This window comes from Archangium primigenium, from assembly GCF_016904885.1.
Lineage (GTDB): Bacteria > Myxococcota > Myxococcia > Myxococcales > Myxococcaceae > Cystobacter > Cystobacter primigenius.
Genome location: NZ_JADWYI010000001.1, coordinates 2851986 through 2869893 on the forward strand (window position 1 = coordinate 2851986; position 17908 = coordinate 2869893).

The following is a 17908-nucleotide window of genomic DNA, read 5'->3' on the forward strand; positions in this document are numbered from 1 at the left end:
GAATACCCGTCTGCCTTTCAATTGGACGACCCAGCTTCGTTGGATCTCATCGGTGGCCTGGTTGGCCGTGGGCGTGGCCTGCGGCACTGAAACCGCCCCGGTCTCGAGCCCGAAGGCTCCCGCGGCGACGGCGAGCGTGCGGCAGGCGAGCGCGGGCAGCCATGGCAACTTCACGGTGACGGCCGCCAACACGGTGCTCAACCGCTACACGGCGCTCACCGCGGACGCGGCCGTGGGGGCCACGAGCCTCCAGGTGGCCAGCGCCGCGGACCTCAACAGCCCCATCGGAGCCATCGGCAACCTGGTCCCGGGTGATCTGCTGATGATCATCCAGATGCAGGGCGCCACCATCAACACGGCGGACACGGCGGCCTACGGCACGGTGACGGCGCTCAACGGCGCGGGCCACCACGAGCTCGTCACGGTGGAGTCCGTCACGGGCAACACCGTGCGGCTGCGCACCGACGGCGAGTGCACCACGGGCCTGCGCTACCCGTACACGGCCTCGGGGCACGCCCAGGTCATCCGGGTGCCGCAGTTCAGCGCCCTCACCGTCAACGCGGGCGCGAGCGTGGTGTCCACGCCGTGGAATGGCACGATCGGCGGCGTGGTCGCGCTCCAGGTCGCGGGCGCGGTCACCCTCAACGGCGCGCTGGACGTGAGCGGCGCGGGCTTCCGGGGCGGCGCGCTGGACAACTTCGCCGGCATGAACTCGACCATCTACCGCTCCGCGAGCAACACGGCGGGCGCGGAGAAGGGCGAGGGCATCGCCGGGTTCCAGACGGAGTACGACGCGCTGGGCGGCCGCTATGGCCGGGGCGCGGCGGCCAACGGCGGCGGTGGCGGCAACTCCCACAACACGGGCGGCGGCGGCGGCGCCAACGGCAACAACGGCAACACCTGGACGGGCCAGGGCGTGATGAGTGGCTCGACGACGGGCGCCACGGCCTGGCGGTTGGATCCGGGCTACGCCGCCAACGGCAACGCCCTGACGACCTCCTCGGGCGGCGGACGCGCGGGCTACGCCTACTCCGCCAACGACCGGGACGCGCTCAACGAGGGCCCCGGCAACACCAACTGGGGGGGAGACAACCGCTCCGCGCACGGAGGCCTCGGCGGCCGGCCGCTGCCCAACGACCCCGCGGTGCGGGTGTTCCTCGGCGGTGGCGGTGGCGCGGGTGATGCGAACGACAACGCGGGTGGCGCGGGCGGTCGGGGTGGCGGTCTGGTGTGGCTCGCCGCCCTGCAGGTGACGGGCTCGGGCTCCATCGTCGCCAACGGCCAGGACGGTGCGAGCACCACGGGCAGCCACAATGACGCGCCCGGCGGTGGCGGCGCCGGTGGCTCGGTGGTGGTGGCGGTCGACTCGCTGGAGGGCATCGTCATCTCGGCCAATGGCGGACGCGGTGGCACCCAGCTCATCACCACCCCCGAGGCCGAGGGCCCCGGTGGCGGCGGTGGTGGTGGCTATATCGCCACGTCCGGCGGCGTGGTGACGCGCTCGGTGGTTGGCGGCACGGCGGGCATCACGCGCTCCAGCTCGCTGACCGAGTTCCCCGTCAACGGCGCGACCAACGGCGCCTCGGGTGGGCTGGAGGGCGTGACCTCCATCCCCATGTGCTACCCGTCGGACCTGTCCATCACGGTGACGGACGGCGTGACGAGCGCGGTGCCGGGCACCCAGGTGACCTACACCCTCACCGTCACCAACCAGGGACCCCTGGGCCAGGGCGGTATCTCCGTGACGGACACGTTCCCCGCGATCCTCACGGGCGTGACGTGGACGTGCGCACCGGCGGCCGCGTGCTCGGCGACGAGCGGCACGGGCAACATCAATGGCCTGACCCTGGGGCTCGCCAATGGGGGCGTGGCCACCCTCACCGCGCGGGGTACCATCAACCCCGCGGCCACGGGCACGCTGGTGAACACGGCCTCCGTGTCCCCGGGCCCGGGCTTCTCGGACTCGAACTTCGCCAACAACTCGGCCACGGACACCGACACGCTCACCCCGAGCGCGGACCTGTCCGTGTCGCTGAGCGCGGCGCCCAATCCGGTCACCGAGAAGCAGAACCTGACCTACACCTTCGGCGTGTCCAACGCGGGGCCCAGCACGGCGACGAGCCTGACGGCGACGCTGGTGCTGCCTCCGGGCGCGGGGTTCGTGAGCGCGAGCGGGACGGGGTGGACGTGCTCCCAGGCGAGCGGCACGGTGACGTGTACCCGGCCGACGCTCGCCAGTGGCCCGGCGTCCACGATCAGCGTGGTGGTGACGGCGCCCAACCCGGGCGGCTCGGTGACGGCGACGGGCTCGGTGAGCGCGGCCACCGCGGATCCCTCCTCGGCCAACAACAGCCAGTCGGTGAACACGACGGTGACGGGCGTGAACGACGCGCCGGTGAACGTGGTGCCCGCGGCGCAGACGATGGACGAGGACACGACGAAGGTGTTCTCGACGGCGCAGGGCAACGCGCTGGCGGTGACGGACGTGGACGTGGGCACGGGCAACATGGAGGTGACGCTCACGGCGACCAACGGCGTGCTGACGCTGGGCCGGCTGACGGGCCTGACCTTCTCCACGGGTGATGGCACCACCGACCCCACCATGCGGTTCCGGGGCACCCTGGCCAACGTGAACGCGGCGCTGGACGGCCTGGTGTACGCGCCCACGGCCAATTTCAACGGCGCGGCGAGCATTCAGCTGGTGAGCAATGACCTGGGCAACACGGGGACGGGCGGGGCCCTGACGGACACGGACACGGTGGCCGTGACGGTGCTGCCGGTGAACGATCCGCCCACGGCGAACGATGACGTGCTGACGGTGGCGGAGGACAGTGGGGCCACGGTGGTGGACGTGCTGGCCAACGACTCCAGCGCGCCGGACGTGGGCGAGACGCTCACGGTGGTGGCGGTGACCCAGCCGGCCAACGGCACGGTGACGCTGGTGGGCGGCGTGGTGCGCTTCACCCCCGCGCTGGACTTCAACGGCGCCACGAACTTCACCTACACCATCTCGGACGGCAATGGCGGCACGGCCACGGCCACGGTGCGCGTGACGGTGACGGCGGTGAACGACGCGCCGGTGAACGTGGTGCCGGTGGCGCAGACGATGGACGAGGACACGACGAAGGTGTTCTCGACGGCGCAGGGCAATGCGCTGGCGGTGACGGACGTGGACGTGGGCTCGGGCTCCATGGAAGTGACGCTCACGGCGACCAACGGCGTGTTGACGCTGGGCCGACTGACGGGCCTGACGTTCTCCACGGGCGACGGCACCACCGACCCCACCATGAAGTTCTACGGCACGCTGGCCAACGTGAACGCGGCGCTGGACGGGCTGGTGTTCGCGCCCACGGCCAACTTCAACGGCGCGGCGAGCATTCAGCTGATGAGCAACGACGTGGGCAACACGGGCTCGGGCGGGGCGAAGACGGACACGGACACGGTGGCCGTGATGGTGACGGCGGTGAACGACGCGCCGGTGAACGTGGTGCCGGTGGCGCAGACGGTGGACGAGGACACGACGAAGGTGTTCTCGACGGCGCAGGGCAATGCGCTGGCGGTGACGGACGTGGACGTGGGCACGGACAACATGGAGGTGACGCTCACGGCGACCAATGGCGTGCTGACGCTGAGCCGGCTGACGGGCCTGACGTTCTCCACGGGCGACGGCACCACCGACCCCACCATGAAGTTCCAGGGCACCCTGGCCAACGTGAACGCGGCGCTGGACGGCCTGGTGTTCGCGCCCACGGCCGACTTCAGCGGCGCGGCGAGCGTGCAACTGGTGAGCAACGATCTGGGCAACACGGGCTCGGGTGGGGTCAAGACGGACACGGACACGGTGGCGATCACGGTGACGGGCGTGAATGACGCGCCGGTGAACGTGGTGCCGGTGGCGCAGACGACGGCGGAGGACACGACGAAGGTGTTCTCGACGGCGCAGGGCAACGCGCTGGCGGTGACGGACGTGGACGTGGGCACGGGCAACATGGAGGTGACGCTCACGGCGACCAACGGCGTGTTGACGCTGAGCCGGCTGACGGGCCTGACGTTCTCCACGGGTGATGGCACGACCGATCCCACCATGAAGTTCCAGGGCACCCTGGCCAACGTGAACGCGGCGCTCAATGGCCTGGCGTTCGCGCCCACGGCCAACTTCAACGGCGCGGCGAGCGTGCAGCTGGTGAGCAACGACCTGGGCAATACGGGCTCGGGCGGGGCGAAGTCGGACACGGACACGGTGGCTGTGTCCGTGACGGCGGTGAATGACGCGCCGGTGAACGTGGTGCCGGTGGCGCAGACGATGGACGAGGACACGACGAAGGTGTTCTCGACGGCGCAGGGCAATGCGCTGGCGGTGACGGACGTGGACGTGGGCACGGGCAACATGGAGGTGACGCTCACGGCGACCAACGGCGTGCTGACGCTGGGCCGACTGACGGGCCTGACCTTCTCCACGGGTGATGGCACCACCGACCCCACCATGAAGTTCCAGGGCACGCTGGCCAACGTGAACGCGGCGCTGGACGGCTTGGTGTATGCGCCCACGGCCAACTTCAACGGCGCGGCGAGTGTGCAGTTGGTGAGCAACGACCTGGGCAACACGGGCTCGGGTGGCGCCCAGACGGACACGGACACGGTGGCCGTGACGGTGCTGCCAGTGAACGATCCGCCCACGGCGAACGACGACGCGGTGACGGTGGCGGAGGACAGTGGGGCCACGGTGGTGGACGTGCTGACCAACGACTCCAGCGCGCCGGACGTGGGCGAGACGCTCACGGTGGTGTCGGTGACCCAGCCGGCCAACGGCTCGGTGACGCTGGTGAGTGGCGTGGTGCGCTTCACGCCCGCGCCGAACTTCAACGGCGCCACGAGCTTCACGTACACCATCTCGGACGGCAACGGCGGCACGGCCACGGCCACGGTGCGCGTGACGGTGACGGCGGTGAATGACGCGCCGGTGAACGTGGTGCCGGTGGCGCAGACGATGGATGAGGACACGACGAAGGTGTTCTCGACGGCGCAAGGCAACGCGCTGGCGGTGACGGACGTGGACGTGGGTACGGGCAACATGGAGGTGACGCTCACGGCGACCAATGGCGTGTTGACGCTGGGCCGGCTGACGGGCCTGACGTTCTCCACGGGCGACGGCACCACCGACCCCACCATGCGGTTCCAGGGAACGCTGGCCAACGTGAACGCGGCGCTGGACGGCCTGGTGTACGCGCCCGCGGCCAACTTCAACGGCGCGGCGAGTGTGCAGTTGGTGAGCAACGACCTGGGCAACACGGGCTCGGGTGGCGCTCAGACGGACACGGACACGGTGGCCGTGACGGTGCTGCCGGTGAACGATCCGCCCACGGCGAACGACGACGCGGTGACGGTGGCGGAGGACAGTGGCGCCACGGTGGTGGATGTGCTGACCAACGACTCCAGCGCGCCGGACGTGGGCGAGACGCTCACGGTGGTGTCGGTGACCCAGCCGGCCAACGGCACGGTGACGCTGGTGAGCGGCGTGGTGCGCTTCTCGCCCGCGCCGGACTTCAACGGCGCCACGAACTTCACCTACACCATCTCGGACGGCAACGGCGGCACGGCCACGGCCACGGTGCGCGTGACGGTGACGGCGGTGAACGACGCGCCGGTGAACGTGGTGCCGGTGGCGCAGACGATGGATGAGGACACGACGAAGGTGTTCTCGACGGCGCAAGGCAACGCGCTGGCGGTGACGGACGTGGACGTGGGCACGGGCAACATGGAGGTGACGCTCACGGCGACCAACGGCGTGCTGACACTGGGCCGACTGACGGGCCTGACCTTCTCCACGGGTGACGGCACGACCGACCCCACCATGAAGTTCCAGGGCACCCTGGCCAACGTGAACGCGGCGCTGGACGGGCTGGCGTTCGCGCCTACGGCCAACTTCAACGGCGCGGCGAGTGTGCAGCTGGTGAGCAACGACCTGGGCAACACGGGCTCGGGTGGCCCCCAGACGGACACGGACACGGTGGCCGTGACGGTGACGGCGGTGAACGACGCGCCGGTGAACGTGGTGCCGGTGGCGCAGACGGTGGACGAGGACACGACGAAGGTGTTCTCGACGGCGCAGGGCAACGCGCTGGCGGTGACGGACGTGGACGTGGGCACGGGCAACATGGAGGTGACGCTCACGGCGACCAACGGCGTGCTGACGCTGGGCCGACTGACGGGCCTGACCTTCTCCACGGGCGACGGCACCACCGACGCCACCATGAAGTTCCAGGGCACGCTGGCCAACGTGAACGCGGCGCTGGACGGGCTGGCGTTCGCGCCCACGGCCAACTTCAGCGGCGCGGCGAGCGTGCAACTGGTGAGCAACGACCTGGGCAATACGGGCTCGGGCGGGGCCAAGTCGGACACGGATACGGTGGCGGTGACCGTAACGGGCGTGAACGACGCGCCGGTGAACGTGGTGCCGGTGGCGCAGACGGTGGACGAGGACACGACGAAGGTGTTCTCGACGGCGCAGGGCAATGCGCTGGCGGTGACGGACGTGGACGTGGGCACGGGCAACATGGAAGTGACGCTCACGGCGACCAATGGCGTGCTGACGCTGGGCCGGCTGACGGGCCTGACGTTCTCCACGGGCGACGGCACCACCGACGCCACCATGAAGTTCCAGGGCACCCTGGCCAACGTGAACGCGGCGCTGGACGGGCTGGCGTTCGCGCCCACGGCCAACTTCAACGGCGCGGCGAGCGTGCAGCTGGTGAGCAACGACGTGGGCAACACGGGCTCGGGCGGGGCGAAGTCGGACACGGACACGGTGGCGGTGACGGTGACGGCGGTGAACGACGCGCCGGTGAACGTGGTGCCGGTGGCGCAGACGATGGACGAGGACACGACGAAGGTGTTCTCGACGGCGCAAGGCAATGCGCTGGCGGTGACGGACGTGGACGTGGGCACGGGCAACATGGAGGTGACGCTCACGGCGACCAACGGCGTGTTGACGCTGGGCCGGCTGACGGGCCTGACGTTCTCCACGGGCGACGGCACCACCGACGCCACCATGAAGTTCCAGGGCACGCTGGCCAACGTGAACGCGGCGCTGGACGGCCTGGCGTACGCGCCCGCGGCTGACTTCAGCGGCGCGGCGAGCGTGCAGTTGGTGAGCAACGACCTGGGCAACACGGGCTCGGGCGGGGCCAAGTCGGATACGGACACGGTGGCGGTGACCGTGACGGGCGTGAACGACGCGCCGGTGAACGTGGTGCCGGTGGCGCAGACGATGGACGAGGACACGACGAAGGTGTTCTCGACGGCGCAGGGCAACGCGCTGGCGGTGACGGACGTGGACGTGGGCACGGGCAACATGGAGGTGACGCTCACGGCGACCAACGGCGTGCTGACGCTGGGCCGACTGACGGGCCTGACCTTCTCCACGGGCGACGGCACCACCGACGCCACCATGAAGTTCCAGGGCACGCTGGCCAACGTGAACGCGGCGCTGGACGGGCTGGCGTACGCGCCCGCGGCCAACTTCAACGGCGCGGCGAGCGTGCAGCTGGTGAGCAACGACCTGGGCAACACGGGCTCGGGTGGTCCTCAGACGGATACGGACACGGTGGAGGTGACCGTGACGCCGGTGAACGACCCGCCCACGGCCATGGACGACGACGTCACGGTGGCGGAGGACAGTGGGGCCACGGTGGTGGACGTGCTGGCCAACGACTCCAGCGCGCCGGATGTGGGCGAGACGCTCACGGTGGTGGCGGTGTCTCAGCCGGCCAACGGCACGGTGACGCTGACGGGTGGGGTGGTGCGCTTCACGCCCGCGCCGAACTTCTTCGGCGGCACGGACTTCACGTACACCATCTCGGATGGCAACGGCGGCACGGCCATGGCCACGGTGCGCGTGACGGTGACCCCGGTGAATGATCCGCCCACGGCCGTGGACGATGACGTCACGGTGCCTGGTGGACAGGAATCGGTGGTGGACGTGCTGGCCAACGACTCCATCGCGCCGGATGTGGGCGAGACGCTGACGGTGGTGTCGGTGACCCAGCCGGCCAATGGCACGGTGACGCTGACGGGCGGCGTGGTGCGCTTCACGCCCGCGCAGGGCTTCACTGGCGCCACGAGCTTCACCTACACCATCTCGGATGGCAATGGCGGCACGGCCATGGCCACGGTGCGCGTGATGGTGATGCCGTCGAACGTGGACACGGATGGGGACGGTCTGACCGACAACGAGGAGATCGCGCGGGGCACGGATCCGAACGACCCGGACACGGACGGCGACGGTCTGATCGACGGGATCGAGGTCAACGGGAAGAACCCCACCAACCCGTTGGATGGGGACTCGGACGATGACGGTCTGCTCGACGGCACCGAGGATGCCAACCACGACGGCATCGTCGACGCGGACGAGACGAATCCGAACGTGTTCGACACGGACGGCGACGGCCTGGGCGACGGTCTGGAGTCCGGTCTGGCGCAGGCCGAGGGTCCGGGCACCGATCCCGACGTCTTCGTGCCCGACGCGGATCCGAGCACCACGACGAATCCGCTCTCCAAGGACACGGACAACGGCAGCGTGTTCGATGGCATCGAGGACGCCAACCACAACGGCCGGGTGGACCCGAACGAGACGGATCCCAACAAGGCCTCGGACGACGTGGACGCGGATGGGGACGGCATCGACAACGCGACCGAGATCGCGCTCGGCCTGGATCCGTTCGACAACGACAGCGACAACGACGGCGTCCCGGACGGTCTGGACGGCGTGACGGACACGGACGGCGATGGCCTCATCGACGCGCTCGACGGGGACAGTGACGACGATGGCATCCTCGACGGCACCGAGCGGGGCGTGACGGCCGACACGGCGCCCGTGGGCACCGACCGGACCTCGCCCAACTTCCGTCCGGACGCGGATCCCTCGACGACCACGGATCCGCACAACCCGGACACGGACGGCGATGGTCTCAAGGATGGCGAGGAGGACAAGAACCACGACGGGTCCTTCGATCCCGGCCAGACCGAGACCGACCCCAACGATGCCGACACGGATCGCGGTGGCGTGAAGGATGGCGACGAGGTTCGCGCGGGATCGGATCCGCTGGACGGGTCGGATGACCTCCGGCTGGCGGGCCATGGCTGCGCCGCCTCGGGCTCGAGCCTGGGCTTGCCGCTGGCGATGCTCCTGCTCGCGGGGACGCTGCTGCGCCGCCGGCGCGGGGGCTCCTCCCAGCGCTCGCTGCTCGGGCTGGGCGTGTCCTGCGTGCTGATGCTGGGCACGGGGCTGGTGGCGGCGCCGGCCTGGGCGCAGCGCTACCCGAGCGCCTCCGAGTCCATCGACGTGCAGCAGTACAAGCCGGGCCCGGGCGCCCGGGACGTGCTGGGGGTCTCCAGCCCGAGGATGGCGTCCCACCTCGGGTGGAACCTGGGCTTGTCGCTCAACTACGCGCGGGATCCGCTCGGCTTCGTGGATCCCCGCTCGGACGACTACGTGTACCAGGTGGTGCACCACCAGTTTACCGCGGACCTGATGGGCGCCATCGCGCTCTTCGATCGGCTGGAGCTGGGCGTGGCGCTGCCGGTGACGCTTCAACGCTCCGAGCGCGAGCCCCTCGTGGCGCCGCTCTTCGCGGGAGGCGTCGATGCCACGGGCGTGGGGGACCTGCGCCTGATTCCCAAGCTGCGGCTGCTGTCCACGCGCGGTGACGGCTTCCACCTGGGCCTGCTGGTGCCCATCGTGCTGCCCACGGCGGGGGGCCAGCGCTTCCTCGGCGGGGGCGGGGTGTCCGTGCAGCCCAAGCTGCTCGGTGAGTGGGACGCGGGACGCGTGCGTGTGCTGGCCAACGTGGGCTTCCACTTCCGCGGGGATCAGTCCTCGTACAACCTGGACCTGGGCAACGAGTTCGCCTACGGGCTGGGGGCCGAGCTGCCCTTCGAGCTCGGCACGCACCGCCTGGCGGCCGCGGCCACGCTGGTGGGCGCGGTGGGCCTGCGCGAGACCGAGGCCGAGGAACTGCCCGTGGAGCTGCTCGGGGCGCTCAAGTACCGCTTCACGGAGGCGTTCGCGGCCCATGTGGGCGCGGGTCCGGGCCTGTCACGCGGGTACGGCACGCCCACCTACCGCGTCTTCGCCGGGCTCATGTGGACGGCGGGTTCGGGCACGCGGGCCGCGCCCCGGCCGCTGCCCGCCGTGGCGTCCGTGTGCGCGTATGGTCCCGAGGACAAGGACGGCTTCCAGGACGACGACGGCTGCGCGGATCCGGACAACGATCAGGACGGCATTCCGGACACGCGCGACCGCTGCCCCAACCAGCCGGAGACGATCAACGGCTTCGAGGACGAGGATGGCTGCCCGGACACGGCGCCCGTGGCGCCCGTGGCTCCCAAGGCCGCGCCCAAGGAGGCCCCCAAGGCGTCGGCTCCGGTCGCGCCCCCGGCGCCCGTCGATTCCGATGGGGATGGGCTGCTCGACGCCCAGGACAAGTGCCCGCTGGAGGCCGAGGACAAGGACGGCTTCGAGGACGAGGATGGTTGCCCGGATCCGGACAACGACAAGGACGGCATTCCGGACACGAGTGACCGCTGCCCCAACGAGCCGGAGACGATCAACGGGGTGAAGGACGAGGACGGCTGCCCGGATCAGGGCAAGGCGATGGTGGTCATCCAGGGCAACAAGATCCTCATCCTGGAGAAGGTCTACTTCGCCACCAACAAGGACGTCATCCTTCCCCGCTCCTTCAACCTGCTCCAGCAGGTGGCGGCGGTGCTGCGCGCCAATCCTCAAATCGAGAAGGTCCGGGTCGAGGGCCACACGGACAGTCAGGGCTCGGACGCGAAGAACCTGGACCTGTCCCAGCGCCGGGCGAACAACGTGCGGCGGCGGCTCGTCGAGCAGGAGAAGATCGGCGCGGAGCGGCTGGAGGCCACGGGCTACGGCGAGACGCGGCCGGTGGACAGCAACCTGACGTCCAAGGGGCGCGAGAACAACCGCCGGGTGGAGTTCACCATCCTCCGGATGGACGGCGTGGACACGCCCTAGTCGTCGCGAACCTGTCCACGCAGGTGGACCGCGGAGCGCGTGAGAAGGGGTTCCTCATGCGCTCCGCGATGCCCGTCACGCGAGTCAAGAGGTGTGATGCACCCACCACGGCGCACGGCTGCTCTGGTGGGGCTCTCGCGTAAGTGCCTGTGACGACTTGGCGATGCGACGGGGCGCTACAGGTTCGTAGCTCAGAACTTGCCAAAGAACGCGACTTGCTGAAGATGGTGTCCGCAGTGGCGCGCGCGGACTGCGGATGGCCCGCGCCGAAAGAAGGAAACACATGGACCAGTTCGAGCAGAACAAGCAGGCCGCCAAGATTCGTGTCATCGGCGTCGGGGGCGCTGGGTGCAACGCCGTCAACACGATGATCATGGCGAAGCTTGAGCGTGTGGACTTCATCGCCGCCAACACCGATGTGCAGGCGCTCGCGGCGAGCAAGGCCCCCATGCGGCTGCAGCTCGGACAGACGTTGACCAAGGGGCTGGGGGCGGGTGCCAACCCGGAGATGGGCCGCGAGGCGGCGCTCGAGTCGCGCGATCAGATCGCCTCGATCATCGAGGGCGCGGACATGGTGTTCGTCACCGCGGGGATGGGCGGTGGCACGGGCACGGGCGCGGCGCCCATCATCGCGGACATCGCCAAGAGCCTGGGCTGCCTGACGGTGGGCGTGGTCACCAAGCCCTTCCTCTTCGAGGGCAACAAGCGCCGCAAGCAGGCCGAGCAGGGGCTCGTGGAGCTCAAGGCCGCGGTGGACACCCTCATCACCATCCCCAACCAGCGCCTGCTCACGCTGAGCAACGCGCCCATGCCGCTGCTGGAGACGTTCAAGCGCGCCGACGAGGTGCTGCTCAACGCCGTGCAGGGCATCTCCGACCTCATCCAGTACCACGGCTACATCAACGTGGACTTCGCGGACGTGAAGACCATCATGAGCGACAAGGGCCTGGCGCTCATGGGCACCGGCCAGTCCACGGGAGACAAGCGCGCGCTGAGCGCCATGCAGCAGGCCATCTCCAGCCCGCTGCTCGAGGACATCTCCATCGACGGCGCCACGGGCCTGCTCATCAACATCACCGGCGGCCGCGACATGACCCTCCAGGAGGTCAACGAGGCGCTCACGCTGGTGCACGACGCGGCGGACCCGGACGCGGAGATCATCTTCGGCTCGCTCATCGACGACAACATCCAGGACGAGGTGAAGATCACCATCATCGCCACGGGCTTCGTCTCGCGCGATGCCAAGCGCCAGCCGGCGCCGGTGGTGCAGGTGCCCGTGGTCACGCGGCCCCCGTCCATCAGCCTGTCCAACGCGCGCGAGGAAGTGGCCAGCCTGGTGCCCGCCAAGGCCGGCGCGCGCACGGTGGCTCCCGCCGAGAGCCGCTCGCTGACCGGGCGCACCGCGGTGGTGCGGGACGCGGCGCTGCCGCTGGACGAGGATCAGTTCGACATCCCGACGTTCCTGCGCCGTCAGGGCCAGACCGAGATGCCGTGAGTCAGCGCCCGGGGAGGCGGGCCACGCCCGCCACCCGCGCATGACGTCCAGAGAGCGCGTCACTCCGCGACAGCAGCGTGTCCAGCTCGCGGTAGAGCGCGTCCACCTGGGCGGGCAGCCGGGGCGCGGGGACCACGCCCTCGCCGGACAGCAGCTCCACGAGCCCGCTCGCGCGCTGCAAGAGTTGCTGGGCGCGCAGCAGGGCCCGGCCCGCGCGGGTGCCCTGCGGCGTGAAGAGCGTGCCTCCCTGGTAGAGTGCCTCCACCGCCGCGCGGTTGGTGCCATGGCGCTCGGCCACGCGCGTCCGGTACAGCTCCAGCCGCCGCTCGAGGCGCGCGCCCTGGAGATCCACCACTCGTCCTGTCATGGGAGGCTTCACGGCCCGGAACCTACGCCATTTCCCTACATGGTCGCAACTTCCCGGTCCGGGGACGTTGGCTCCTTGTCAGTGGGGGAGGGGGCGTCTAGGGTGGCCGACCGCCCCGAGCGAGGAGGCGCGGTCATGTTCAAGAAGCTGCTCATCGCCAACCGGGGAGAGATCGCCCGCCGCATCCAGACGGTGGCCCGGGGCATGGGCCTGGCCACGGTGGCCGTGTACTCGGACGCGGACGCGGGGCTGCCCTTCGTGCGCGAGGCGGACGAGGCGGTGCGGCTCGGTCCGGCCCCGCCCCGGGACAGCTACCTGAATGTCGCGGCGCTCCTGGAGGCGGCGCGGGCCACGGGGGCGGACGCGGTGCACCCGGGGTACGGCTTCGTGTCGGAGAGCGCCGGGTTCGCCCGGGTGTGCCAGGACGCGGGGCTCGTGTTCGTGGGGCCTCCCGCCGAGGCCATGGAGCGGATGAAGGACAAGAGCCGGGCGCGTCAGCTCGTGGCCGCCGCGGGCGTGCCCGTGGTGCCGGGCAGCGAGGGCCTGGTGCCGGACGTGGACGCCGCGCGCGAGGCCGCCGAGCGCATCGGCTATCCGGTGCTGTGCAAGGCGGCCGGGGGCGGGGGCGGTATCGGCATGGCCGTGGCCCAGACGCCCGCCGAGCTGGCGAAGGTCTTCCGCCAGTGCGCGGATCGGGCCCGGGCGGCCTTCGGGCGGGACGGCCTCTACCTGGAGCGCTACTTCCCGGCGCCGCGCCACATCGAGGTGCAGATCCTCGGAGACCACCACGGCCACCTCCTGCACGTGCTGGAGCGGGAGTGCTCCCTTCAGCGCCGGCATCAGAAGGTGGTGGAGGAGGCCCCCTCGCCCCTGTTCGCGGACGTGGGAGGGGAGGCGCTGGCGGAGCGGCTCTTCCCGGCGGCGCTCGCCGCGGCGCGGGCCTTCGGCTACGCCAACGCGGGCACGGTGGAGTTCCTCTGCGCGGACGGGGCGTTCTACTTCATCGAGATGAACGCGCGGCTGCAGGTGGAGCACCCGGTGACGGAGGCGACCACGGGGTTGGATCTCATCGCCTGGCAGCTGCGCATCGCCGCGGGCGAGCGGCTCACGGTGCGCCAGGAGGACGTGCGGCGGCGGGGCGTGGCGCTGGAGTTCCGCATCTACGCGGAGGATCCGGTGCGCTTCTTGCCCTCGCCGGGTCCGCTGCGCGTGTTCCAGGGCCCCACGGGCGAGGGCGTGCGCCTGGACGCGGGCTACGCGGAGGGAGACATCGTCACGCCTCACTACGATCCGATGATCGCCAAGCTCATCGTCTCGGGCGCCACGCGCGCGGAGGCCATCGCGCGGGCGATCCGGGCACTCGAGGACTTCCGGGTCGAGGGACTCAAGACGAACATCCCCCTGCACCTGCGCATCCTGCGCGATCCGGTGTTCCAGGCGGGGACGTTGAACACGCGCTTCCTCGAGCAGCACGCGAGGCCGTGAGCGCACAGGCGATACATCCAGGGAGGAGCACAGCGATGGCGGACGTGGCGGCGCACATCACCGGGACGGTGTGGAAGATTCTGGTCGAGGTGGGACAGCGGGTGGCCGCGGGCGACACGCTCGTCATCCTCGAGTCCATGAAGATGGAGATGCCGGTGGAGACGGAGGGGGCGGGGATCGTTCGGGAGCTGCGTTGCCAGGAATCCCAGTCGGTCAGCGAGGGGGACGTGCTGGTGGTCGTGGAGCCGGAATGACGGCGTCGGGTGCGTCGCTGGCGGTGGAGTGGGGCGAGGACGGGGTCCTGGTCCTCCGGTGGTCCAACCCCGCGCGGCGCAACGCCCTGGACGACGCCCTGGTGGCCCGGCTGGACGAGGCCCTAAGCGAGGCGCCGTCGCGGGCGCGGGCCGTGCTCCTGTCGGGCGAGGGGAGTGTCTTCTGTTCGGGCTACGACCTGCATGGGCTGGCGGCGCCCACCGCCGAGCGGCTGCCAGATGACGCGCTGATGGCGTGCCTGGAGCGGCTGGAGACCCTGCCCCTGCCCACGGTGGCCCTGGTGAATGGCGCGGCGTTTGGCGCGGGCTTCGACCTGGCGATGGCGTGTGACTTCCGCGTGGGGTTGGAGACGGCGCTCTTCTGCATGCCGCCAGCGCGGCTGGGCATCGTCTACGCGATGGCGGGCCTGTCGCGCGCGACGCGCCTGGTGGGCCTGTCGCGCGCGAAGATGCTCTTCCTGTCCGGGCGTCGGCTGGACGCGCGCGAGGCGCTGGCCTGGGGGCTGTTGGACGAGTGCTCGGCGGAGGCCGACCGTCGGGCGATGGAGCTGTGCCGGACGCTCGCGCAGCAGGCCCCCCTGGCGGTGGCGGGCATGAAGGAGGGCTTCCACCTGCTCGCGCGTCCCGCCTTGTCCGAGGAGGCGTCGCGGCGGATGCGCGACACGCGGGCACGGGCCTTCGCGAGCGAGGATGCCCGCGAGGGCAAGGCGGCCTTCTTGGAGAAGCGTCCGCCCCGCTTCCACGGGCGCTGAGGCCCAGCGGGGGAGCGGCCTCGCTCCCCCGCCACGACTCAGGTGTCGCCGAACAGCTCGCCCATGCGCAACTGCAGCGCGGAGGCGATCTTGTAGAGCGACGAGATGGACGCCGAGGACTCGGCGCGCTCGATCTGCGACAGCAGCGACACGGACAGGCCGGTGCGGCGCGCGAGCTGCTTGAGGGTGAGGTCCTGCGTCTTGCGCGCGTCGCGGATGGTGCGGCCGATGGCGCGGTGCAGGTCCGCTTCGGGGTCCTGGGACAGGCCCTTCTTGGCGAGCGCGTTGCGCACGGCGCCTAGGAACTGCTCCGGCTCCATGGGCTTCTTCACGTAGTCGCTGGCCTGGTTCTTCAACGAGGCCACGGCCGTGTCCACCGTGGGGTAGGCGGTGGCGACGATGACGGCGACGTCCGTGTCGTACTTGCGGATGTGCTCCAGCACCTCGGTGCCGGACATGACGGGCATCATCATGTCCAGGATGACGAGGTGGAAGTCGGCGCTGCGCAGGATCTCCACCGTCTTGGTGGGATCCGTCGTGGTCACGACGTCGTAGCCCTCCCGCATGAGGACGAGCTTGAGGTAGTCGCAGTTGTCCTGCTCGTCATCGACTACCAGGATACGGATCTGCACGAACCTTCTCCTTGGGTGAAGGGGGCACGTCAGTGGCCCACTGAGTGCGGCGCGGCCCTGGGGCTACTTGCCATCCCCCGTGGTTTTTTGACTCTTCTCGTACTCATCCACCAGCTTGCGGACCTGGACCGCCTTCGGATCGTTGGGCGCGAGCCTCAGGAACTCCTGGTAATACTTGGCGCCCTCGGCGGGGCGATTGAGCCGGGCCACCACACTGCCCATCAACATGTAGCAGGGGGCGAAACCCGGATCGGTGGCGATGCACTTCTTGAGGGAGGCTTCCGCTTCCTTGTACTTCTTCTCGCGCAGCAACTGCGCGCCCTCGTTATAGGTCTTCTCGGCGACGTCCGCCGTGTTCGCGGCCGTGGGGGTCGCGGCGGTGGGCTTGGTGCCGGTGCTCGGCTTGAGCGCGGTGTCCACCTTCTGCTTGAGGTCGGCGTACTCGGTGGCGAAGGCGCGCGTGGTGGCCGAGGCGGCCAGGGCCTTCTGGGCCTCGGCGAACTTGCCCGCGCCGAACTCCCGCTGCGCCAGCGCCAGGTTCTTGGACGCGGTCTGCTCGGCGCGCGCCAGGGTGAGCAGCTCGCTGGCCGCGGTGGACGGCTGGCCCTTGGCGTCGAGCCCCTCGAGCGTGGCCACCGCGGCGTCGAAGTCGCGCGCGTCCATGGAGGCCTGGGCGCTCTTGAGGGTGTCCTCGAGCGAGGGCGCGGCCGGTGGCGTGTCCATCACGGGCGGGGTCGGGGGCGCGGGCGGGGTGTTGGTGGCCACGGGCGGCACGGGGGCCGGCTCCTTGTTGCCGAACACGAACCAGGCGGCGCCGCCGAGCGCGCCGATGGCCACGACGCCCACCAGGCCCAGCACGAGTCCCTTGCGCGAGCCCTTGGCCGAGCCGTCATGCAGCAGGCCGTCGGTGCTCTTGCCCGGACCGACGAAGCGCAGCTTCACATGGCCCAGCTCCAGCAGGTCGCCGTGGTTCAGGGGCGCCTGGGCGTAGCTCTCGCCGTTGACGCTCAGGCCGTTGGCCGACTGCATGTCGAGCACGCGCCACTCGCCCGTGTCCTCGCGGACGATCTTGGCGTGCAGCCGCGACAGCGACCGGTGATCGATCGCGATGTCGTTGTCCTCGGTGCGGCCCACGCGCATCTCGGTGCTGATGCAGGCGAACTCCTGCCCCTTGAACTCGGGGCTCACCACCACCAGATGGGGCGCGTCTTCCGCGGGCACCTGCACGGCGCGGCGCGGCCGGTTGGCCTCCACCTGATCCAGCCGGATGACCGCGGTGGCGTGGCGGCGCTGGTCGGGCGTGGAGGGCGTGTCGCCTTCGTCATGGGCGTCGGGCGGGTCCTCGAGCTCGTCCTCGGACGTGCGCTCGCCGTCCTCGAGGGCGGCCTGGAGCGCCGCGCTGGGCACCCGGATGGTGGGCGCGATGGGCGGCTGGACCGCGGCCTCCTGCTGGAGTGCCAGGTCGTAGTCGCCAATCTGGATGAGATCGCCGTCACCGACCTGGGCAGGTCCCTGGATGCGCTCGCCGTTGATGCGCACGCCGTTGTAGCTGCCCAGATCCTCCACGACCACGTGCCCGTTCTGGCGCAAGAGGCGGGCGTGGCGCCGAGACACGTTGCGCTCGGTCAGGCGGATGGTGTTTCCCTCCTGACGACCGATCGTGATCTCGTCGCGCATGAAGGGAACGACGGTCTTTCGCCCTTCGTCGTCTTCGATGATGAGCTTCAGCACGAGTAGAGTCCCCTTACAGCTATAGCAGAACGCCCCCAGGCACCTCAAGAAGGGTATCTGCGCCAAACGACAGGGCTTTTAGCGTAGCAAGACCCTTGACAGGAGTGATGTCCATCCGACAGGTGGCCGAGGGGGG

8 protein-coding genes are annotated in these 17908 nt (G+C 70.2%); 5 read left to right on the top strand and 3 right to left on the bottom strand.

Annotation, left to right across the window (positions count from 1 at the left end; all coding sequences use genetic code 11):
- Positions 1–52: 52 nt before the first annotated feature.
- Positions 53–11038: a tandem-95 repeat protein gene (locus tag I3V78_RS39885; protein ID WP_204487298.1), complete on the top strand. Its 10986-nt coding sequence runs from the start codon at positions 53–55 to the stop codon at positions 11036–11038.
- A 283-nt stretch (positions 11039–11321) separates the two neighbouring features.
- Positions 11322–12533 (top strand): cell division protein FtsZ, encoded by a 1212-nt coding sequence (ftsZ, locus tag I3V78_RS12180; protein ID WP_204487300.1) that lies wholly within the window; start codon positions 11322–11324, stop codon positions 12531–12533.
- A 1-nt stretch (position 12534) separates the two neighbouring features.
- On the opposite strand, the gene I3V78_RS12185 is transcribed toward ftsZ, so the two are convergent.
- Positions 12535–12900: a hypothetical protein gene (locus I3V78_RS12185; RefSeq protein ID WP_204487302.1), complete on the bottom strand. Its 366-nt coding sequence runs from the start codon at positions 12898–12900 to the stop codon at positions 12535–12537.
- A 135-nt stretch (positions 12901–13035) separates the two neighbouring features.
- On the opposite strand from I3V78_RS12185, the gene I3V78_RS12190 reads away from it, so the two are divergent.
- From I3V78_RS12190 to I3V78_RS12200, 3 genes are read left to right on the top strand one after another with little or no spacing between them, the layout of a single operon-like run.
- On the top strand, positions 13036–14385 hold the full coding sequence (locus tag I3V78_RS12190; RefSeq protein ID WP_204487304.1) for an acetyl-CoA carboxylase biotin carboxylase subunit: 1350 nt from the start codon (positions 13036–13038) through the stop codon (positions 14383–14385).
- Positions 14386–14420: 35 nt separating this feature from the next.
- Entirely contained in the window at positions 14421–14639 is a 219-nt protein-coding gene (locus tag I3V78_RS12195) for a biotin/lipoyl-binding carrier protein (protein ID WP_204487306.1), read from the top strand.
- Entirely contained in the window at positions 14636–15409 is a 774-nt protein-coding gene (locus I3V78_RS12200; protein WP_204487308.1) for an enoyl-CoA hydratase/isomerase family protein, read from the top strand. Before I3V78_RS12195 ends, I3V78_RS12200 begins: the two co-directional genes overlap by 4 nt.
- 38 nt (positions 15410–15447) lie before the next feature.
- Here the strand turns inward: I3V78_RS12200 and I3V78_RS12205 are convergent, their stop codons facing one another.
- Positions 15448–16041, bottom strand: a complete 594-nt coding sequence (locus I3V78_RS12205) for a response regulator (RefSeq protein ID WP_095976561.1) — start codon at positions 16039–16041, stop codon at positions 15448–15450.
- Between the two features lie 63 nt (positions 16042–16104).
- Positions 16105–17772: an FHA domain-containing protein gene (locus I3V78_RS12210; protein WP_204487310.1), complete on the bottom strand. Its 1668-nt coding sequence runs from the start codon at positions 17770–17772 to the stop codon at positions 16105–16107.
- Between the last annotated feature and the right edge of the window lie 136 nt (positions 17773–17908).